A 19,840-nucleotide genomic window follows, 5' to 3' on the forward strand; every position below is an offset into this window, starting at 1 on the left:
ATGTTCAGACGTAGTCTTCTCCTCTTCGCCAGCGTCCTCGTAGCGACGCTCGGGCTGTCGGCCCAGGACGCGCCCTATCTCATCCAGGATGGATGGAAGCCTCTACTGAATGGGAACAACCTCGAAGGATGGCACGCCATGGATCCGACGAAGCCGCATGAATGGGTGGCGGCGCGCGGCATCCGCTTCGACCGTATGTACTCGCCGAAGGCCTTGTCCTTTGTCGGAAGTTCGGGCGATCGCATGGTGAACGGGAAGAACGGCCGTACTCAGAACATCGTCACCGATCAGAAGTTTGGCGATGTGGAGCTCTACATCGAATGGATGATTCCCAAGGGAGCAAACTCCGGTGTGTACCTGCAGGGGTTGTATGAGATCCAGATTCTGGACAGCTTCGGATCGCAGGATCTGACCACAGGCGACTGCGCTGCGGTCTATCACCGCTGGATCAACAATCGACCCGTGGGCGGCTCTGCTCCGAGGGTGAATGCCATGCTGGCGCCGGGCAATTGGCAGCGGTATCACATCTGGTTCCGTGCTCCGCGGTTCGATGCTTCAGGCAAGAAGACGGAAAACGCCCGGTTCCTGCTGGTGATGTTCAACGGAGTGGAAGTGCAGCGGGATGTCGAAGTGCCCGAAGGCACACGGGCGCATATGGAGATTCCAGAAGCTGCTATGAATTCCCTGATGCTGCAGGGCGACCATGGCCCAGTGGCTTTCCGCAACATCTATTGGCGTCCGCTGGGCGAGATCCCCGAACGTTAACGCGCATGAGCTGGATCGACATCTCCACCCCAGTCCGCAGCGGGATGGTCGTGTGGCCCGGAGACACGCCGGTCCGCGTCGAGCAGACGATGTCGCTGGAGCGGGGTGATCCCTTCAATCTCACAGTGCTCGGCATGACCGCCCATACCGGAACGCATGTCGATGCGCCGCGCCATTTCCTGGCCGGCGGCGTGAGCATGGAGCACATGCCGCTGGACACCTTGATGGGGCCGGCCCTTGTCGTGGATGTCGATGACCCGCAAGCCGTGCGGGCGCGGCACGTGCCGGATGATCTGCCGCCTGGTGCGCGGGTGATATTCAAGACGAGGAACTCGCGGGAGTACCTGGCCTGCCCGGAATTCGTCGAGGAGTTCGTCTACGTTTCGGAAGAAGCTGCCTTGAAGCTGGCGGCAGCCCAGGTACGCATGGTCGGGGTGGACTACCTGTCCGTGGGCGGCTTCCGGAACGACCTGCGCGAGACCCACGTAGTGCTGCTGGGTGCGGGGATCTATGTGATCGAAGGCCTGGTGCTCACACACGTCGAGCCAGGTTCGTATGAACTGGTGTGTCTGCCTTTGCTGATTCCGGGCTCGGACGGATCGCCGGCCCGGGCGTTGATTCGACCCTTGCCCTAGTGGGCGCTGACCTGAGGCTGCGGGGCGTTGAGCTTCACCTCGATGGTGCGCTCCGCCTCGTTCACTTCAAACGTCTGTCCGAAGGTCTGGTAACCCTTGGCGATGACCTGGATGAGAATATTGCCCTGCGGCAACGGCGGGATCTTCGCCACACCTTCCTGGTTGGTCTTCATCTGCCAGGCAGTGTGGGTCCGCTTACCCAGCTTGACGTAGTTCCGCCCGGGCGAGAACTTCACGATCACGCTGGCGCGATCGATGGGCTTCTCGGTGTAGGTCTTCACTTCGATCTTCAGCGAAGTCATCGGCGGGTCGGCCAGCACAGGGAAGGCGAACGCCAGCAGGGCCATCAGAGCGAAAAAACGCGATCGCATACTCTAATTCTAAGCGATGTCGGGCAGAAGGTAGCTTCCAGCCGGGTAAACAACGTCGGCCGCCTTGTAGCCGCTGCGAACCGCGCCTTCCATCGTGGCAGGCCAACCGGAACGGGTCCAGTCACCGGCCAGGACCAGATTGGGGATGTGGGTGCGCGCTTCCGGCCGCAGTTGCTCCAATCCCGGTCTGGCTGAGAACGTGGCGCGGACTTCCTTCACGACGTGTGCTTTCACCAGCTGCGCGTTCTGCGCGTCAGGGAAGAACTCCTTTAATTCTCGGACGGCCAGATCGATCACTTCGTTTCGCGGCAAATCAGTGAGGGTGCGCGAGGCGCTCACGACCAACTGGATATAGCGCCCATCCTGCTTGTTGAACGCCCATTGGATAGTGCGGTCGAGCAGGGTGGCGTGCGGCAGGCCGGTCACCGGGCGATCGAACCAAAGGTGGATGCCGGTGATGGGGGAATGCTCGAACGGTGAGAAGTCGATGTTGAGCGGGGTCGCCAGCAGGGCCAGGCGTTCAAAGGGTAAGGCGGAGATGTAGTAGTCGGCTGTGAAGCGCTCGTCGCCCGAGTAAGCGGCTTTCACCTTGCCTGCTTCGAATTCGATGCGGGTGACCGGGGTGCGGAACCGGATGTCGACGCCGGGAATGCGCTTCCAGGCATCCAGGGCGTAGAGTTCGCCCAGCGGCACGGCAGGGACACCCATCTGATAGGAACTAGACGACGCGAGGAAGCCGAGATAGAAGACCTGAAGGCCGTGCGAGGCGGCCATCCGGTCCAGTTCCTCGTTGATGGAACTGACGAGAACCTGGCGCCAGAATCGTTCGATGGCGCGGGCCGGCTGGTGTTTTTCCTTCAGCCAGTCGAGCATGGTGATGGTATCGAGGTCTTTGCGGGAGTGCCATTCGCTTTGGATGGCCAGCATGGCGCGGCCGACAGCGAGCTTGTCGGCGAGAGACAGGAAGTGGAGAGTCGCGAAAGAGCCGGTGAAGTGCAGCGGCTTGGGCAGGATGCCCGCTTTCATGGTGGAGGTGCGGCCGCCGGGCTCGATGAAAAAGAACTCTTTGTGGAACTGGATGCACTGGTCGACGCCCAGGCGTTTATAGAAATCCAGCAGGTTGACGCAACACCGCAGCAGGATGTGCTGGCAGTTGTCGATCACCTCGCCGGATTCATCCGCGGGCAGGGGATAGGACGTAGCACGTCCACCCAGAAAATGGCGTGCTTCGAGGACAGTGACGTGGTGGCCCGACTGGCCGAGGGCCGCCGCGGAGGAGAGCCCGGCGAGACCGCCGCCGAGCACGAGAACATTCGGCATTTCAGGACATGACAGGGAGGCGGGAGCGTTTACCACCGCCACCGTTGGAATCCCAGTTCATGGCCAACCAGGCGCAAATGAACAGGAAGAGAATGTAAATGGCGTCGGATAGGTCCATGGTTTTTCCAGTATTCAGTCTTCTGACTTAGGACGCAATGGCACCCTAGTTCCAGTACCCAGTGATCCAACCTAGCGCTAAGCCCTCCACGCAGCCCAGTACGGGAAATGCGGCCAGTGCGGTTACCAGCCGTTTACCCCAACCCCAGCGTCGTGGAAAGATGCCCAGCACCAGCTGGGCGACTACGACTACACCAAATAAGATGCCGTGACCGGCCTGTCCGATGCTGCACCAGGGACAGTGTTTGCCGGTGAGGCTGTGTACATTGCAGTGGGCATCCCGCGCACCCCACATATGGTCGCAGCCGCACCGGAAGATCAGGCTGCACAGGTCCATATAGAGCGCGCAAGTCACGGCCCCGGCCGTGCATCCCACAATAATTCCGATCAACAACTGCCGGTACATCGTTAGTGGGCTACTTTGGCCCGCCCATAAATCCTGACCATGTTCCGGATCATCTGCAGGCCGTGTTCGCCGTCGGTGGACAGCAGGCTCTCGGGATGGAACTGCACTGCTTCCACGGGCAGATCGCGATGGCGGACGCCCATGATGATGCCGTCCTCGCTTTCGGCTGTGATTTCGAGGCAAGCAGGCAGTTTGTCGCGCAGGGCGTAAAGCGAGTGGTAGCGGCCAACCTTGACCCGCGGCGGGAGCCCTTCGAAGACACCCAGATTGCGGTGCTCCACCCACGACGGCTTGCCGTGCATGGGGTAAGGCAGGACGCCGAGTTCGCCGCCCCAGGCTTCCACAATGCCCTGCAGGCCCAGGCAGACGCCGAACACGGGAATGCCCAGTGCGGCGGCGTGGCGGGCGGTCTGCGGGACGTTGAAATCGATGGGCCGGCCGGGACCCGGCGAGATCATGACAATATCCGGTTTGATCTCAGCGATCAGGGATAGCGGGAAGCCGCTGCGGTAAGTGACGACTTCGGCGCCGGTCTGGCGCGCATAGTTGGCGAGAGTCTGGATAAAGCAGTCGTCGTTGTCGACAAGCAGCAGTTTGACCCCGCGGCCAGAGTCCTCCAAGCCCACGCTGGCAGCCACCGATTTTGGCTTGGCCTGCAGCGAGCGGAAGAAGCCCGTGGCCTTGAGTCGGGTCTCCTGCTCCTCCGCTTCAGGGATGGAGTCGTAGAGCAGGGTGGCGCCTACGGGATAGCGGGCGAGGCCGTTCTTGAGATGAACGGTCCGGATGAGGATGCCGGTGTTCATGTCACCGTTGAGTGACAACATGCCCACTGCGCCGCCATACCACCCACGCGCGTTCTTCTCCAGGTTCTCAATAGCCTGGGCGGCCGCTTTCTTGGGAGCGCCGATCATGGTGACGGCCCACATGTGCGAGAGGAAGGCATCGAGCGAGTCGAAGCCCTCGGCCAGTGTGCCTTCCACGTGGTCGACGGTGTGGAAGAGGCCGGCGTAGCGCTCAATCAGGCGGCGCCCGATTACTTTGACGGAGCCCGGCTCGCAGACACGCGACTTGTCGTTGCGGTCCACGTCGGTGCACATCGTCAACTCGGACTCTTCCTTGGGGGAGTTGAGGAGGTCCCGGATGAGGTCGTGGTCGCGCAGCGGATCGCCCGTGCGGCGGGCAGTGCCGGAGATGGGGCAAGTCTCCACGCGCCGGCCTTCCACGCGCACGAACATCTCAGGACTGGCGCCGATGAGCTGCTCGTCGCCGAACTGAAGCAGGAACTCATAGGGGCTGGGGCTGGTGGTCTGGATGCGTTGGAACAGCTCGGACGGGCTGCCTTCGAACCCGGCGGAGAACGTCTGGCGAAGTACGACTTCGTAGAAGTCGCCTTGCTTCATGCCGCCGCGGACGGTTTCGACCTTGGCGGCGTACTCCTCGGGCGTGTGGTCGGCCACGATCTCGAGCGGAGCGCTGGCCGCGACCGGGGGAATATCTTCCGCGGTGCGGGACAGGCCGAGCGTCGAGATGGATTCGAAGTCGAAGTCGTACTGATAGCGCTCAATGACTTCGCGCTTGCGGTCCATGAAGCAGATGTCGTCGCAGAAATAGAGGTGCAGGTCCTTGTGGCCATTGCGCGGCAGCTTCAGGTCGATGGGGTCGAATTGAAACAGCAGGTCGTACCCGAAGGCACCGACGAGAGAAAGGCGGGTGTCTTTCGGATGGCGGAATTCGTCCACCATGGCCCGCAGGACTGAGAAACACGACGGCTGTTTGCTGCGCTCCTCTTCCGGAAAGAGTGTGGGCAGCGGCTTGAGGCGGCCTTGCAGCAGGCCCGCTGACAGGCCGAACGAATCCCAGTGCGGGTGGTTCTTGAGGGCGGCGTGCAGCATTTCGGCCAGCATCTGGCCGCGTGTGTTGAGTGGGCGGAATTGGATTTCCCGGCCGCGGCCGGTGATTTCGAGGGGCGGGCAGAGGCTGGCGATGTCCCATCGTGCGTAACGCTCAGGGTATTCATAACCCGAGGACAGATAGATGCCACGGTGGTGATCCAGTTCGCGCAGCAGATGATCAAGGCCGCGCTTGAACGGAAGCCGTGACACCGTGCGGGACACGTCAATCCCGCTCTTGGTGGTGTAACGAAGCGTTCGCATGGGAGGGCTGTCCTTCTAGGTTAACATTGCAGAGATGCGACTCCTCTGCCTGCTTCTACTGGGACTCGTGCCTGTGGCCGGACAACCGGCGATGAAAACACGAATCACGGCCGCCGATCTGCTGAAGATCCAGCAGGTGGCGGCGGTAGATGTAGCGTCCAACGGAGCCTTCGCGGTTTACGGGGTTCGCTCCATGTTCGCCAATCCAGGCAAGGAGGGTGAAGTCCAGTATGGATACCAGACCCATCTATGGCGCGTCGACCTGAATGATGCAGCGGCGCAACCGATTCAATTGACGTTCGGGAACCGGAATGACACGGCTCCGGAGTTGAGCTCCGACGGCAAGTGGTTGGCGTTTCTGAGAACCGAGAACGCTGAGGGTGCGGATTCGAAGAGCAAGCCGAAGCCCCAGGTGTTCCTGCTGAGGATGGATGCGCCCGGCGAGCCGCAATCCGTAACGACTCTGGAGCAGGGCGCCACAGGCGTGACCTGGCGTCCGGACGGCAAGGCTCTGCTGGTGAGCAGCGCGATCCCGCTTTCGAAGCTGGAGGGCGTTCCCCCTTATTCAATGGAGCGTCCGGGACGAGAGTACGAGACGTATACGAAGGAGCAATTGGAGGCAGCGCGTCCAGATGGAGATCTGGCGCAGATCCGGGCCTGGCTCTACAAGAATGGGCAGAAGGACAATCCAACCGTCATTAGCCGTATGAACTTTCTGGGCGAACAAGGCCTCGCGCCGGAGATGACTGTGTCCCAGTTGTTTGTGGTCGACTTGGCCGCACAGAACAAGGTTACGCAGATCACGAAGGGCTTTCTGCCTCACAGCAATCCGCAGTGGTCCCCGGATGGGCAGTTGATCGCTTATGGCTCGTTTCCAGAGGGCAAGCAGCATCCGGACCGGGTCCGCCGCGGCGCTGTGCGGCTGATGGACGCGACGGGCAACGGCGACCACGCAATCCTGGATGACGAGAAGCACAACTGGCAACTGGCGCGGTTTTCCCCTGATGGCCGGCAACTGCTGGTGACGGTTTCCGATCCCGCCGATCTCATCTATGCGCAGCCAAAACTGGCGCTGACGAATCTGGAAGGACAGGAACTGAAGCTGTTGAACGAGAAGTGGGATGCCGCGCCGCAGGGCATCACCTACAACCCCGATGGCTCGATTCTGTTCACCAGTGGATGGCAAGGCGGTTTCCCGCTCCTGCGCATCAGGGATGGGCACCTGCAGACGTTGATTGAGGCGCCGAACGGGGTGCAGATGTATGCCACCGGCGGCAGCAAAATTGTTTACGCCCTAACGACCGCTGAGAATCCGAATGAGCTGTACCTGAGGGAGCCGGGTGGCAAGATCCGGCGTCTCACAGACCTGCACGAAACCTGGCTGGCCGGCAAGATCGTCGTGAAGCCGGAGGCGAGGTGGCTGACAAGGCCAGACGGCCGGAAGGTGCAGTATTGGGTCATGAACCCGGAGGGCGCCGAGGAGGGCAAGCGGTATCCGTGGGTCCTGGATATGCACGGCGGACCGTCGGCGATGTGGGGGCCAGGCGAGTTTTCGATGTGGCACGAGTTCCAGACGTTCTGCGCCTGGGGGTATGGAGTTGTGTACGCGAATCCGCGCGGTTCCAGCGGCTATGGCGCGGCCTTCCTCAAAGCGAATTTCAAGAACTGGGGCGCGGGTCCGGCGGGCGACGTGCTGGCCGCGCTGGACGAGACAGTGAAGACCAACCCGTTGGTGGACAAAGACCGGCTGTTCCTGACGGGCGGCTCCTACGCCGGGTATCTGACCGCCTGGATTGTCGGCCACGATAACCGGTTCAAGGCCGCGGCCGCGCAGCGCGGTGTCTACGAGCTTTCCACCTTTTATGGGGAAGGGAACGCCTACGTGCTGGTGCAGGGCGCTTTCGGGGGTTTCCCCTGGCAGCCCGACGCCCGGAAGATACTCGACTCGGAATCGCCACTGACTTATGTGAGCAAGATCCAGACTCCGCTGCTGATCCTGCATGCCAGCACCGATCTCCGTACCGGTCCGACGCAAAGCCAGATGCTGTTTCGAGCGCTGGAGCAGCAGGGCAAGCCGGTGGAGTATATCCGCTATCCCGGCGAGGGCCACGAGCTGACACGGTCAGGCAACCCGGGCCGCCGCATGGATCACATGCTCAGGATGGTGGAGTTCTTTGAACGCTACTCACGGAACGAGAGGGGCGCTCCGGAGGCCAAACAGTAGGCCTCAGTTCGCCGCGTGCAACTTCTTCCACGCTTCTACATACTTGGCGGTTTTCGGGTTCGAGTCGTTCCACTTGACGGGTTCGGCCGCATTGGCAATGCGTTCGGCCGTCAGGGCGCAGGTGCGCACTTCCTTTTCCATGTTGGCGTAGTTGATCTTCTCCCAGTGGTCCCCAGGGCGGTGATAGTCGGGAAAGATCCAGGAGACTGCGACCGTGATGGCGGGGACACCGGAGTCGGCCAATGACTGGTTGTCGCTGCGGCCGAAGAACTCGTCGCTGTTGGTGTCGTGTTTCCAGGCCTCGATGCCGGTGGACTTGCCTGCCTCAGTGAGCGCTTCGCCCAGCGAGGTGTAGTCGAACCCGGAGGCCGTGATCTTGCCGGTGCGGTCGCCTTCGTTGTCGTCGGTGCGGCCCATGTGTTCAAAGTTCAGGTTGGCGATGGTTTTGACCAGGGGGAAGACGGGGTGGCTGCCGTAGTAGCGCGAGCCGAAGAGACCCTTCTCCTCACCGAAATAGGTCATGAAGACCAGCGTGCGCTTGGGGCGTACGGCCGACCTGGCGAACGATTCCGCCAGGGCGAGCACCGTGGCCACTCCGCTGGCATCATCATTGGCTCCGTTGTTCAGGCGGTCGCCCTCACCGCGTGGGCTGATTCCGAGGTGATCGTAGTGCGCCGTGAGCAGAATGTAAGTGTCCTTCAACAGAGGATCGCTACCCGGCAAAGTGGCGATGATGTTCTTCAGCTTCACCGGTTGGATGACAGGCGCGGGTACGGCGGCGTCGAGAGTGGCGTCGGATTCCAGGGTAGACACGAAGGTGTTGAAGTCGGGGTCGCTGGTCGTAATCATCGGCGGGCGCTGGGCTGAAGCTTCCGCAGCTTCGCGCAGGCGAGTCCGGCCAAAGCCGGCAAAGCCGCCGGTGACGACGATGGCGGGTCCGAGCTCCAGGATGCTCTCCCGTTTGCGCACCATGGCGCGCGACCGGGGCTGCGGCGCGATGAGGATCACCGCCTTACCCTCGATGGCAGAACGCTCAGGCAATGGCGTGTTTTCGTCGGTAATAGTGACCTTCACCACAGCGGCGCCCTTTACCTGAGTTGCGCCGGAACTGGAGATCATGACGTGTTCCTTGTCCGATTTCCACGACTTGCCGCCCGAGCTGAGGGTCACCTCCAGCCCTTCCGCCGGCTGCGTGACATTCACATAATTCGCGGTCTGGAAGTAGCCGTCGTCTCCGGCCGGTTCGAGGCCATTGCGGCGGAACTGTGAGGCGATGTACTCGGCGGCGACGTCGAGGCCTTTCGACGGTGTATCCCGGCCCTCCAGCGCGTCGGAAGCCAGAAACGAGATGTGTCCTTTGAGGACATTCGCGGTGATGGGGGCGAGCAGGGCTTCTTCGGCGGGGCTCAGCGGCTGGGCCGCGAATAGGGTGGCCGTCAGGGCCAGGACGAGCAGGTATCGCATGGGAACCCCTTCAATGTAGCATCCAGGCCTAAAACGCCTGGAGCGACTTTCGATAGCACCCAGGCGCCGGATCAGGCCTTGTGGCCCACCACCTCGTCGACCAGTGCGTAGTAGGCATCCAGGTCCTGCGGCCGCGTGTGAATGTGCGTCGAGATGCGCATGCGCTCGGCGCCGTAGATCCAGATCTTGCGTTCCCGCGCTTTGCGGAAAAGGTCGTCCAGTTTGGCGCCGCGGAAACCGATGGTGACCAGGGAGCCGTAGAGCGATGGGTCGGCGCTGCTGTAGAGCTCGAGATACGGGCGGGCCGCGGCCATCTTGTAATTGCGCATGGCGAGCTCGTGGATGCGCGCGTACACGTTTTCCGGGCCCAGTTGCTTCAGGAACCGGAGCCCAGCCATCATGCCCACGACGATGCCTTTGTTATTCGTGCCGATCTTCATGAACCGGGCGGCCTTGATGCTCTTGTTGTCCCAATCGCCAGTGACGATGGAGGGCCACAGGCGGTCGAGGTTCTCTTCGCGGATATAGAGGATGCCGCTGCCCGCTGGGGCGAACATCCACTTGTGCGGACTGCCGGCGTAGTAGTCGCAGCCGAGCTCAGAGAGCTTCACTGGGATCTGGCCGTTCATGTGAGCCCCATCCACCACGGTCAGTACGCCCTTCGCGCGGGCAGCGTCACAGATCTGGCGGACCGGCATGATGGTGCCGGTGGGACTGAGGATGCCGCTGAAGAACAGGACTTTGGTGCGCGGTCCGATAGCCGAGATCATGACGTCGGCCAGTTGCGCGGCGCTCTTGGGCGGCAGCGGGATGGGCACTTCCCGAACCACGACTCCATGGCGCTGGGCGCGGACGGCCCAACCCGCCTTGCCACTGGGGTGTTCTAGGTCGGTCATGACCACTTCGTCGCCGGCCTTGAGGTCGAGTCCGGCTGCGATGGTGCTGAGACCCTCCGTGGCGTTGTGAACGAAAGCCAGTTCGTCCTTCTTGCAACCCAGGAACTCGGCCATTTCGGTGCGTTCCGGATCGAGGGTTTCATACCCCCAACGCGGATACTCGTCGCTGATCAAGCCGGCGCCCTTTTCGAGAAACTCCTCCACTGCCTGGATGACGGGGCGAGGCGCAACGCCCAGGCTGCCGTTGTTCAAGAAGGTGCGCCACTCGGGCAGATAGAACTGCTCGTTGCGGACGCGCAGCCAGTATTGCTCCGGATCGGACGAGCGCAGGGCTGCATCGGGCAATGCTTGTGTGCCGGAATCGGCCGCGGGCAGGGCAGTGAGGCCAAACAGGGAACTGGCCAGGAGGTGACGCCTGTTCATGGAATTTCAGTGTAGCGCGCCACAACCGGCCGCCTGCCTGTGCGGATTCGCATAAGATAGCTGGCGTGAAGACATCGCGCAGAGCCTTCCTTGCCTCGCCGTCCCTGCTCGCCATGCAGGGCCGGAAGCGGCCCAATATCCTCTTCCTGCTGACCGACGACCAGCGGTGGGACTCGCTGGGCTGCATGGGCAACCGGATCGTGCAGACCCCGAATATCGACCGCCTGTCGCGGGGCGGTGTGGCCTTCGAGAAGCAGTTTGTGACGACGGCCATCTGCGTCACTTCCCGGGCCAGCATCTTCACGGGGCAGTACGCGCGATGTCACGGTGTGGCCGACTTCAATAAGCAGTTCACCGCGGAACAACTCAACCGCATCTATCCGGTGGCGCTGCGCCACGCGGGCTACAGGACCGGCTTCATTGGCAAATGGGGTCTGGATAAGGCTCCGGCGCCCAAGGAAGCCTTCGATTACTGGGCCGGCTTCCTGGGCCAGGGTAAGTACTTTCCGGAAGGCGAGCCCGGCCCTCATTTGACGACGATCATGACCGGGCAGGCCCAGGAATTCCTGCAGTCGTGCAAACAGCACGAGCCATTTTGCCTCTCTGTGAGCTTCAAGGCGCCTCACGTGCAGGATGAGGATCCACGGCAGTTCCTGTACGATCCAGCAGAATCCGCGTTGTATGCAAATCTGCGCATGCCCGTGCCTAAGACGATGGATTCAGAGTCGATCACGAAGCTGCCGCTTTCGGTGCAGCGCTCGGAAGGGCGGCGCCGTTGGGGCGTGCGGTTCTCGACTCCTGAGCTGTTCCAGCAGTCAGTGAAGGGCTACTACCGGTTGATCAGCGGGGTCGACCGTTCCGTCGGCGCGATTCTGGGTCAACTGGAGAAGTTGGGCCTGCGTGAAAACACGATCGTGGTCTACACGGGCGACAACGGCTTCTACCTGGGCGAACACGGACTGGCGGGGAAGTGGTTCATGCATGAGGAGTCGATTCGAGTTCCGCTGATCGTGCAGGGGCCCGGGATTGCCGCCGGTCGCCGAGTGAATGCCATGTCCCTCAACGTGGACCTGGCGCCCACTGTCCTTGATCTGGCCGGCGTCAAGATTCCAGGTGAAATGCAAGGCCGGTCGCTGCGGCCCTGGCTGGCGGGACAGTCTCCGTCCTGGCGCAGTGAGTGGTTCTATGAGCATCAGTTCCGCGCCGCCGGCTGGATTCCTCCCACCGATGGCATCCGCACGGAGCGCTGGAAGTACACCCGGTATCCGGAGGAATCGCCGGTTTTCGAGGAGTTGTACGACTTGAATGCGGACCCGCTGGAGGAACGCAATCTCTCGGCGGAGGCAGCGCATCGGTCGACGCTCGAGGCGCTGCGGGCGAGGCGCAAGGCGTGGTCCGAGTCACTGGATTCCAGCCAGGTCCCGGTGGGCATGTAAGCGCAGACACGATCTTTTTATCCGCAAATCTATATACTGCTACCGAGGACTTTCTTTTGATGTCGATCATTCGCTATGCGGCAGTCATTCTTCTGTTGTGCTCGGCCGCCCCCGCCCAGGTGACGGTTACTGAGCTGAAAGTGAACATTCCCACCTATGTGGCGGGGCCCCCCGACGTGAATCCGTTCTTCTATACGGGCCGCACCTATCAGGGCGCCAAGGGCCTGGTTTATCCCTATCCCATGTACGACAGCCTGACGGACGTGAAGCAGGACAAAAGCTACACCGAGGTCTGCCTGGAGAATGAGTATGTGAAGGTTTGCGTGCTTCCGGAATTGGGCGGGCGCATTTTCGAAGCCGTAGACAAGACCAACGGCTACAACTTCTTCTACAAGCAATCGGTGATCAAGCCGGCGCTCATCGGCATGTTGGGCGCATGGATCAGCGGCGGCGTGGAATGGAATATTCCGCACCATCACCGGGCCTCGAGCTTCCTGCCTGTGCTTTACAAGACCAAGGAAAACGCGGACGGTTCGAAGACCGTGTATGTCGGTGAATTGGAGTTGCGCGACCGGATGCGCTGGGCCGTCGGCCTCACGCTGCGTCCCGGATCGAGCGTGCTGGAGGCGCAGGTCACCGCTTTGAATACGGCTCCTGTGCAGAATTCGCTGCTCTATTTCGCGAACGTCGCCGTGCACACCAATGACGACTATCAGGTGATCTTCCCGCCGGCCACCCAGTTCGCCACACAGCACGCCAAGCGTGAGTTCTCGCGCTGGCCCATCGCCGATGGCGTCTATGCCGGAGTGGACTTCACCAAGGGCGTCGACGTCAGCATGTGGAAAAACCACCCCAGCGCCATCTCGATGTTCGCCTGGAACGAAGACGACGACTGGCTGGCCGGCTACGACTACGGCAAACAGGCCGGTACCATGCATTGGGCCGATCGCTATCAGGTGCCGGGCAAGAAGTTCTTCACCTGGGGCACCGGTCCGGGCGGGCGGCTGTGGGACAAGATCCTCAGCGACACCGATGGGCCGTATCTGGAACTGATGGTCGGCGGCTGGAGCGACAACCAGCCCGACTACAGCTGGCTGAAGCCGTACGAGACCAAGACGCTGAAGCAGTACTGGTATCCCTTCCGCAACATCGGCGGGGCAAAGAACGCCACGCGCGAGGCGGCCGTGAACCTGGAAGTGAAGAACGGACAGGTGAAGGCGGGCTTCTACACGACGCAGAAGTTCCCGCAGGCCAAAGCCGCGGTGATGGCCGGGGAGAAGGAGTTGTGGACGGCCGTAAAGGATCTGGATCCGGCGAACCCGTTGATCCAGGAGTTCCCGCTGCCGGCAGGTGTGAAAGAGACTGATCTCCGGATCGTACTCCGCGCGAATGGCCGGGAACTCGTCTCCTACCAGCCGGTGGAGCGCAAGAAGTTGCCGATGCCCGAGCCTGTGCATCCGCCGGAGACGCCCCAAAAGACGAAATCCACTGAGGAGTTGTACCTCGCGGGCCTGAGGCTGGAACAGTTCCACAGCCCGGCGCTCGAACCGGATCCATATTACCTGGAAGCCATCAAGCGCGATCCCAGTGACATCCGGAACCGCACCGCGCTGGGCATTCTGTGCATCAAACGCGGTCAGTTCGCCGAAGCCGAGAAGCACTTGCGGATCGCGGTCGGCCGTGTCCAGCAGAATTACACACGAGCCAAGGATGCTGACGCTCTCTATTACCTGGGCGTAGCGCTGGAAGCCCAGGGCCGCCTGAAAGAAGCGGAAGACTGGCTACAGCGCGCCGCGTGGGACTCAGCCTGGCGCTCTGCCGCCTATTTCCATGTAGCGCAGATCAAGGGCCGCCAGGACAAGCTGGACGAAGCAATTTCCTACCTGGATCGTTCGTTGGTCATGAACGCCACGAACACGCCCGCACTCTGGTTGAAGGCGTTAATCCTGCTGCACCAGGGCCGCGGCGGCGAATCCGGAGCAGTGCGCAAAGCTCTGCGGGCGATTGACCCCATTGACATGCGCGGCTTCACCGATCTCAGCGAGCTCTTCACTGTCAGCCAGCAGCAGCCCTCGGAAGGGCTGGAACTGGTGGTCTCGTGCATCAACGGCGGGCTCTACCGCGAGGCGGAGATGCTGCTGGACCGCATGCCCTCGAAGTCGCCGATGGTGCACTACTACCGCGGCATGCTGACTGAGCGGCAAGGCCAGAAGGATACGGCGCTCGTCCACTACAGGAAGGGCTCGGCGCTGCCCTACGACTACGTCTTCCCGTTCCAGGTGGAGGCGATGGACGCACTCTACGCGGCCATCAACGCCAATCCGCAGGATCCGCGTCCCCGCTACTACCTGGGTAACCTGCTGTTCGATCGGCAGCCCGCCGAGGCCGTGGCGCAGTGGAAGAAGACGGTGGAACTGGACCCCTCCATGTCCATCGCCTGGCGCAATCTGTCCGTGGCGTATGCCCGCGAAGACAATGGAGTGCCGCAGGCCATCAGCGGCCTCGAGAAGGCGATCTCGCTCAACGGCAACGATGCGCTCTACCTGTTCGAACTCGACCGCCTATACGAGTTCTCGCAGAGCCCGGTCGCCAAGCGGCTGCGGATGCTGGAATCGCACCGGCAGACGGTGGAGAAGCGCGACGACACCACCTCCCGCCTGGTCACCCTGCAGGTGCTGTCCGGCAAGTACGACGACGCCGTAGCGGTGATGCGGCAACGGCACTTCCATCTGTGGGAAGGCGGCGCCCGCTTCAACGTGCAGGACACCTGGACCGATGCCCTGGTTCTCCGGGGCCACCAGAAGATGAAGGCGAAGAACTACGCCGGCGCGCTGGAAGATTACCAGAACGCGATCAAGTATCCGGAGAACATTGAAGTGACGCGGGCCTATCGCGGCGGACGCGCTCCGGAGACGCTTTACAACGCCGGTGTGGCGCTGGCCGCGCTCGGCAAGCAGGCGGAAGCGCAGAAGGCGTGGCGCGAATCGGCTGCCGAACTGATGGGTAACGACGAGAATCCACGGCCGACCGTGGATGGCGGAGCGGCGCTGGTCTACTACCAGGCCCTCTCGCTGCAGAAGCTTGGCGAAACCGCCCGCGCGAAAGTACTGTTCCAGTCGCTGGTGGACGCCGCCAGTCGTGCCATGAAGGGGACCCAGGGGACTGAGTTCTTCGCCAAGTTCGGCGAACAGCGCTCGCCGCGCCTGCGGTCGGCGCAGGCTCACTACGTGGCCGGCCTCGGACAACTGGGGCTCGGCGATAAGGTCAAGGCGAAGGCGGAGTTCCAGAAAGCTGTTGAGCTCAATGGCTACCTGCTGGAGGCTCGCACCCGTCTGGAAGGCATGACAGAATAGCCGCGGAGCGCTGGAGTCCGCCAGTCGGGCTCCAGCGCCCCGCCCAATCGAATCCGGGAGGCGCTCATGAGTGAGAGACGAGATTTCCTGAAGGCGGCCGGCGCGGGCCTGATGATTCTCAAGCCGGAGACAGTCTTCGGTTACCAGGCGAATTCCAATGTGGAAGTGGGCCTGATCGGCTGCGGCGGCCGCGGCAATTGGATTGCTCCCTTCTTCGTGGAATACACGGGGGCTCGCGTAGTCGCGCTGGCTGACGTCGTGAAGACGAATCTGGAGTCGACCCAGGAGAAATTCAAGGTCGAGAGCTCGCGGTCGTACTATGGCCCGGATTCCGGCAAGCAACTGGCTGAGTCCAAGCTCGACGCCATCGTCATCGAGACGCCCACTTTTTTCCACGCGGAGCAGGCGAAATGGGGCGTCGATGCGGGCAAGCACGTCTACATGGCGAAACCCATGGCGGTTGATGTGCCGGGCTGTAAGAGCGTGCTCGCCAGCGGTGACCAGGCCCGCCAGAAGAAGCTGACGTTCTATCTCGACTTCCAGACGCGTGTCCGCGAGGTCTACAAGGAGGCGGCCGAGCGTATCTTCCGCGGCGACATCGGCAAGCCGGCCTTCGCCCAGGTTTACTACTACGCCAGCCGCCCGTCGAAAGACAAGGGCGCGCCGGGCATGGAGCCCGGCCAGCGGCGCATGTCCAATTTCTACATGGATAAGGTGCTGGGCGGCGACATCATCGTGGAGCAGAACATCCACGTGATCGACGTCGCCAACTGGTTCCTGCAAGGCCATCCCGTGAAAGCGTACGGCAGCGGCGGCCGCACGGACTGGTCGGGCACCGCCTACGATGCGGGCGACGCCTGGGATCACTTCCTGGTCCAGTTCTTCTACCCCAACGGGGTGCAGGCGGACTTCAGCTCGCACCAGTTGAATGGCGGCTATAGCGATCTTTGCGTGCGCGTTGTTGGCATTGATGGCTGCGCCGATACCCACTACGGTGGCATGCTGCGCATCGCTGGTAAGAACAATTGGATGGGCGCCGAGAAGGACGATACCTTCAAGGGCGGAGCCGTCGAGAACGTCAAGCTGTTCATCGCCGCGGTGAAGGCCGGCCAGCCCATCTACAACTACGAGGAATCGATTAGGAGCAATCTCACCGCCATCCTCGGCCGCACAGCCGCCTACAAGAACCGCGAAGTGACGTGGGATGAGATGATGAAATCCGAAGAGAAGTGGACGCACGATCTCAAACTGCGCTGGTAATCGTTGTTACTTGGAAACACGCACCCGCAATAGGAACCAGGCGGTCCCGCAGAGGCCAATTGCACCTCCGGTGAGGAATGTCCACTCCGGCCCGACATGGCTCCACAGCCAGACTGCGGCCAGTGGAGCAGGGCAGAAGAAGAGCGAGCGTAGTCCCCAGTACAAACCCACGGCGCGAGCCCGGATGCGCGGCGGCATGCCGGCCGTAATGGCTGCCTTGCGGGCCGGTTCCCCTATTTCGCGCAGTCCGTTCAGGACGAATGTGATGCAGAGCGCGGTCATGAGGGGTAGTCCGGTCTTTGGCAGCAGTGTCAGCGAAAACGGGAAGAGCGCAAACAGGACGAAGGTGATTCCGACAAACGGCTTCATGTTGGAGGATCGATCGGCCAGCTTGCCCACCGGGATATAGGTGAGCAGGGCCGTGAAGGCCGTCAGGGAAGCCAGCAGGCCGTACTCGGCGGGACTACGGCCCAACACAGCCACTACGTATAGAGCGGCAAAGTCTCGTACGAACCAGTCGCCCCAGCGGAGAAGGATCTCGGCCGTCAGCAGTCGTTTCAGGTCCGGCGGGATGGAGGCGAGGACTTCGCGAGCTGGCATGGGATCGGGCTCCGGCGTCGGCTTCATGCGGCCCAGCAAAGTGACCTGCGCGATCACGGAGGCAGCCAGCACGCCCACTGCCAGCCAGAGATTTGCCCAGTAGCCGATGGCAAAGACCACGCCGCCAATCAGCGGGCCGATGATCTTGGGGATCCGCTTCTGCATACTCTGCACGGAGAATGCGATGTTCCGGCGGTTGGCGGCAACCTCGCTGTCTACCACTTCGAATGTCGCCGGGACTGAGAGTGGATCCCAACTGGTCAGCAGCAGCGCTCCGATCACGATGGCCCATGGCTCGTGTAGTGACAACAGCAGCGTGAAGCCTACGGTCATCGGCACGGCGGAGATAGCGAGTGCCACTCGCGGCCCCAGGCGATGAGCGAAAGTCCCACCCAGGAAGTAGCCGAGTCCTTCAACCAGGTTTTCCAGGAACGAGTAGATGCCCATGTAGCCGACGGCCTTCGCCAGGTCGCCGGTCTTTACGTTGAGGTAGATGGAAAGGAAGTTGCGCCAGAGCTCCTCGGAAAGGCCGAGCCCGCCCACCACGACGAGCACACCGAGGGTGGCGCGATTGATTCCCAGCCAGTCCCCCACACGGCGCATGGACATACTCTATTGGACCGCACAGGGCGGCGTTCCGGGTTCAGGCTAGAACAGCCGTCGCAGCCAGGCGCGGCCGAGCACCGTCATCTTTTCCGAGGTGGAAAGGCGGATCTTGCCGGGCATCACGTCGAAACCCCGCTGGTCAATGCGCTTCAGCAGTTGGGAATAGATCTCGATCAGGGCCCACAGCGCCGGTTGGCTGTCTTCCCGCATCAGGCCGATCAGGGGCCGCGACTCGGCATAATACTGCTTGGCCCGTGCGCCCTCAAACTCCAGTAACGCCCGGATCTCGGGCGTGGTCACCGGCCCAGCCAGCGCCTCGGGCGTGACGTCGAAACGGGCCAGATCCTCGGCCGGCAGGTATACCCGCTGGTTTGCCGCATCCTCACGGACGTCGCGGATGATGTTCGTGAGCTGGAACGCGATGCCGCACTTCTCAGCCAGCGCCAGGGCGCGCGGATCGTCGAACCCGAAGATGTGGATCGTGGTCAGTCCCACCACCGAGGCCACCAGGTAGCAGTAGCGATAGAGCTCGTCGAAGGTTTCGACCTTGCGCGGCTCCAGGTCACTGGAGACTCCGTCGATCATCTCGTGGAAATACTGTGCCGGAATGCGATACTTGCGCACCACATCCTGGAATGCGGGCCACACGGGGTGGTCTGCCGGAGGGCCTGTGAGGGTCCGCACCATCTGGGCGCGCCAGCCCGCTATATTCAATAAACTTGCCCCAGCTTCGTCGCTGAGATCGTCGCACTCGCGCATGAAGGCGTAGATGGCGCACATCGCCAGCCGCTTCTCCTCGGGCAGCACGAGAAACGAATAGTAGAAGTTCTTGGCCCGCGCGCGGGCAACCCCCACGCAATGGGCGTACGACGCGGCCAGGCGGCTCATGCGGCTTTCGACACGGCCGCGCGCAGCAGGCTGCGCAGCAGCAGCATTGCCCGCTCTGGCTTGGAAACCACCGGCCGTCCTTTCAATACGTCATAATCCTGCGCCCGGATCTTGTCCAGGACTTTCATTCCGCCCCGGCTGAAGAGGTCGATGTCGAGCGCCAGGCGGCGGTCCAGCTTGCCGATCAGCGGCAGGCCGGTCTCAAACAGTTCCTGGGCGTAGTCCACCGCTTCCACCATGACCTTGCGGAAGGCCGGCGTGTTGCGGTGGCCGAACAGCTCTTCCACTGTGTAGCCGTGCTTTCGGAACAGGTGCAGCGGCAGGTAGACGCGGTCCTTCTTGAGGTCCACCGTGACATCCTGCCAGAAATTGGCCAACTGCAGAGCCGAGCAGGTGGCATCGGAGAGGCGGAACCGCTCCTCGTCCCGGTAACCGCAAAGCATCAGCACCAGCCGCCCCACGGGGTTGGCGGAGTTTACACAGTACCCCATCACCCCAGCCCAGTCGTCGTAGCGGGTTACCGTCTGGTCCTGAATGAATGCCGTCAACAGGTTGTCGAACGGGTCGATGGGGAGCTTGTGCCGTTCGATCGTCGGAGCCAGAGCAACGAATACTGGATGAGTCGGTTTGACCCCCTGGTACAGGCCGCGCAACTCGCCGCGCCACCAGGCGAGCAGGCGCAGGCTCTCCGCTGTGTCCCCAATCTCGTCACCCAGATCGTCCGACCAGCGGCAGAACGAGTAGACGTTGTAGAAATCCTGGTGCAGATGCTTGGGCAGCAGGAAGCTCACCACATTGAAGTTCTCGTAGTGGTGCGTCGCCAGCCAGTGCGTATACGACAAAGCCTGGTCGGTGGACCAGGCTTTTGTCATGGCTTCCTGCGACTTCAGAAACTCGACGGGTTGCAGTTGCACGCTGATCGC

At 62.1% G+C, this 19,840-nt stretch carries 15 protein-coding genes; 6 read left to right on the forward strand and 9 right to left on the reverse strand.

Annotation, left to right across the window (positions count from 1 at the left end; all coding sequences use genetic code 11):
- Positions 1-765, forward strand: coding sequence for a 3-keto-disaccharide hydrolase (locus ACR9Y2_RS27360; protein WP_435045050.1), 765 nt, complete (start codon positions 1-3; stop codon positions 763-765).
- A gap of 5 nt (positions 766-770) precedes the next feature.
- A complete protein-coding gene (locus ACR9Y2_RS27365) occupies positions 771-1,400 on the forward strand; it encodes a cyclase family protein (protein WP_435045051.1) in 630 nt (209 codons plus the stop codon).
- Here ACR9Y2_RS27365 and ACR9Y2_RS27370 read toward each other — a convergent pair.
- From ACR9Y2_RS27370 to ACR9Y2_RS27385, 4 genes are all read right to left on the reverse strand, one after another.
- Positions 1,397-1,771 carry a hypothetical protein gene (locus tag ACR9Y2_RS27370; RefSeq protein WP_435045052.1) on the reverse strand — a complete coding sequence of 125 codons (375 nt, stop codon included), beginning with the start codon at positions 1,769-1,771 and terminating at the stop codon, positions 1,397-1,399. The genes ACR9Y2_RS27365 and ACR9Y2_RS27370 overlap by 4 nt on opposite strands.
- Positions 1,772-1,780: 9 nt before the next feature.
- Positions 1,781-3,091, reverse strand: coding sequence for a hydroxysqualene dehydroxylase HpnE (gene hpnE, locus ACR9Y2_RS27375; RefSeq protein ID WP_435045053.1), 1,311 nt, complete (start codon positions 3,089-3,091; stop codon positions 1,781-1,783).
- 163 nt (positions 3,092-3,254) lie between these two features.
- Positions 3,255-3,563 (reverse strand): hypothetical protein, encoded by a 309-nt coding sequence (locus ACR9Y2_RS27380; RefSeq protein WP_435045054.1) that lies wholly within the window; start codon positions 3,561-3,563, stop codon positions 3,255-3,257.
- 53 nt (positions 3,564-3,616) lie between these two features.
- Positions 3,617-5,767 (reverse strand): anthranilate synthase component I, encoded by a 2,151-nt coding sequence (locus tag ACR9Y2_RS27385; RefSeq protein WP_435045055.1) that lies wholly within the window; start codon positions 5,765-5,767, stop codon positions 3,617-3,619.
- 34 nt (positions 5,768-5,801) lie between these two features.
- Between ACR9Y2_RS27385 and ACR9Y2_RS27390 the strand changes: the two genes are divergently transcribed.
- A complete protein-coding gene (locus tag ACR9Y2_RS27390; RefSeq protein ID WP_435045056.1) occupies positions 5,802-7,991 on the forward strand; it encodes a S9 family peptidase in 2,190 nt (729 codons plus the stop codon).
- 3 nt (positions 7,992-7,994) lie between these two features.
- Here the strand turns inward: ACR9Y2_RS27390 and ACR9Y2_RS27395 are convergent, their stop codons facing one another.
- Both ACR9Y2_RS27395 and ACR9Y2_RS27400 read right to left on the reverse strand, forming a co-directional pair.
- Positions 7,995-9,455: a M28 family peptidase gene (locus tag ACR9Y2_RS27395; RefSeq protein WP_435045057.1), complete on the reverse strand. Its 1,461-nt coding sequence runs from the start codon at positions 9,453-9,455 to the stop codon at positions 7,995-7,997.
- A gap of 71 nt (positions 9,456-9,526) precedes the next feature.
- A complete protein-coding gene (locus ACR9Y2_RS27400; RefSeq protein WP_435045058.1) occupies positions 9,527-10,774 on the reverse strand; it encodes an aminotransferase class V-fold PLP-dependent enzyme in 1,248 nt (415 codons plus the stop codon).
- Between the two features lie 65 nt (positions 10,775-10,839).
- Here ACR9Y2_RS27400 and ACR9Y2_RS27405 point away from each other — a divergent pair, with 65 nt between their 5' ends.
- From ACR9Y2_RS27405 to ACR9Y2_RS27415, 3 genes are all read left to right on the forward strand, one after another.
- Positions 10,840-12,210 carry a sulfatase family protein gene (locus ACR9Y2_RS27405; protein ID WP_435045059.1) on the forward strand — a complete coding sequence of 457 codons (1,371 nt, stop codon included), beginning with the start codon at positions 10,840-10,842 and terminating at the stop codon, positions 12,208-12,210.
- Between the two features lie 59 nt (positions 12,211-12,269).
- Positions 12,270-15,563, forward strand: coding sequence for a DUF5107 domain-containing protein (locus ACR9Y2_RS27410; RefSeq protein ID WP_435045060.1), 3,294 nt, complete (start codon positions 12,270-12,272; stop codon positions 15,561-15,563).
- Positions 15,564-15,629: 66 nt separating this feature from the next.
- Positions 15,630-16,823, forward strand: coding sequence for a Gfo/Idh/MocA family protein (locus ACR9Y2_RS27415; protein WP_435045061.1), 1,194 nt, complete (start codon positions 15,630-15,632; stop codon positions 16,821-16,823).
- Between the two features lie 6 nt (positions 16,824-16,829).
- Here the strand turns inward: ACR9Y2_RS27415 and ACR9Y2_RS27420 are convergent, their stop codons facing one another.
- From ACR9Y2_RS27420 to hpnC, 3 genes are read right to left on the reverse strand one after another with little or no spacing between them, the layout of a single operon-like run.
- Positions 16,830-18,026 carry an MFS transporter gene (locus ACR9Y2_RS27420; RefSeq protein WP_435045062.1) on the reverse strand — a complete coding sequence of 399 codons (1,197 nt, stop codon included), beginning with the start codon at positions 18,024-18,026 and terminating at the stop codon, positions 16,830-16,832.
- A 45-nt stretch (positions 18,027-18,071) separates the two neighbouring features.
- The gene (locus tag ACR9Y2_RS27425; RefSeq protein WP_435045063.1) at positions 18,072-18,917 is read right to left on the reverse strand and encodes a phytoene/squalene synthase family protein; all 846 of its coding nucleotides are present in this window, start codon (positions 18,915-18,917) and stop codon (positions 18,072-18,074) included.
- A complete protein-coding gene (gene hpnC, locus ACR9Y2_RS27430) occupies positions 18,914-19,831 on the reverse strand; it encodes a squalene synthase HpnC (protein ID WP_435045064.1) in 918 nt (305 codons plus the stop codon). Before hpnC ends, ACR9Y2_RS27425 begins: the two co-directional genes overlap by 4 nt.
- Positions 19,832-19,840 lie beyond the last annotated feature (9 nt).

Origin of the sequence: Paludibaculum fermentans, assembly GCF_051172195.1 — a bacterium.
Classification (GTDB): domain Bacteria; phylum Acidobacteriota; class Terriglobia; order Bryobacterales; family Bryobacteraceae; genus Paludibaculum; species Paludibaculum fermentans_A.

Bases quoted from the DNA above. Each gene is read 5' to 3' on its own strand.
- ACR9Y2_RS27395 (WP_435045057.1), bottom strand. From the start codon at position 9,455: ATGCGATACCTGCTCGTCCTGGCCCTGACGGCCACCCTATTCGCGGCC.
- ACR9Y2_RS27415 (WP_435045061.1), top strand. From the start codon at position 15,630: ATGAGTGAGAGACGAGATTTCCTGAAGGCGGCCGGCGCGGGCCTGATG.
- ACR9Y2_RS27410 (WP_435045060.1), top strand. From the start codon at position 12,270: ATGTCGATCATTCGCTATGCGGCAGTCATTCTTCTGTTGTGCTCGGCC.
- ACR9Y2_RS27370 (WP_435045052.1), bottom strand. From the start codon at position 1,771: ATGCGATCGCGTTTTTTCGCTCTGATGGCCCTGCTGGCGTTCGCCTTC.
- ACR9Y2_RS27390 (WP_435045056.1), top strand. From the start codon at position 5,802: ATGCGACTCCTCTGCCTGCTTCTACTGGGACTCGTGCCTGTGGCCGGA.
- ACR9Y2_RS27400 (WP_435045058.1), bottom strand. From the start codon at position 10,774: ATGAACAGGCGTCACCTCCTGGCCAGTTCCCTGTTTGGCCTCACTGCC.
- ACR9Y2_RS27360 (WP_435045050.1), top strand. From the start codon at position 1: ATGTTCAGACGTAGTCTTCTCCTCTTCGCCAGCGTCCTCGTAGCGACG.
- ACR9Y2_RS27420 (WP_435045062.1), bottom strand. From the start codon at position 18,026: ATGCGCCGTGTGGGGGACTGGCTGGGAATCAATCGCGCCACCCTCGGT.
- ACR9Y2_RS27425 (WP_435045063.1), bottom strand. From the start codon at position 18,917: ATGAGCCGCCTGGCCGCGTCGTACGCCCATTGCGTGGGGGTTGCCCGC.
- ACR9Y2_RS27385 (WP_435045055.1), bottom strand. From the start codon at position 5,767: ATGCGAACGCTTCGTTACACCACCAAGAGCGGGATTGACGTGTCCCGC.
- ACR9Y2_RS27365 (WP_435045051.1), top strand. From the start codon at position 771: ATGAGCTGGATCGACATCTCCACCCCAGTCCGCAGCGGGATGGTCGTG.
- hpnE (WP_435045053.1), bottom strand. From the start codon at position 3,091: ATGCCGAATGTTCTCGTGCTCGGCGGCGGTCTCGCCGGGCTCTCCTCC.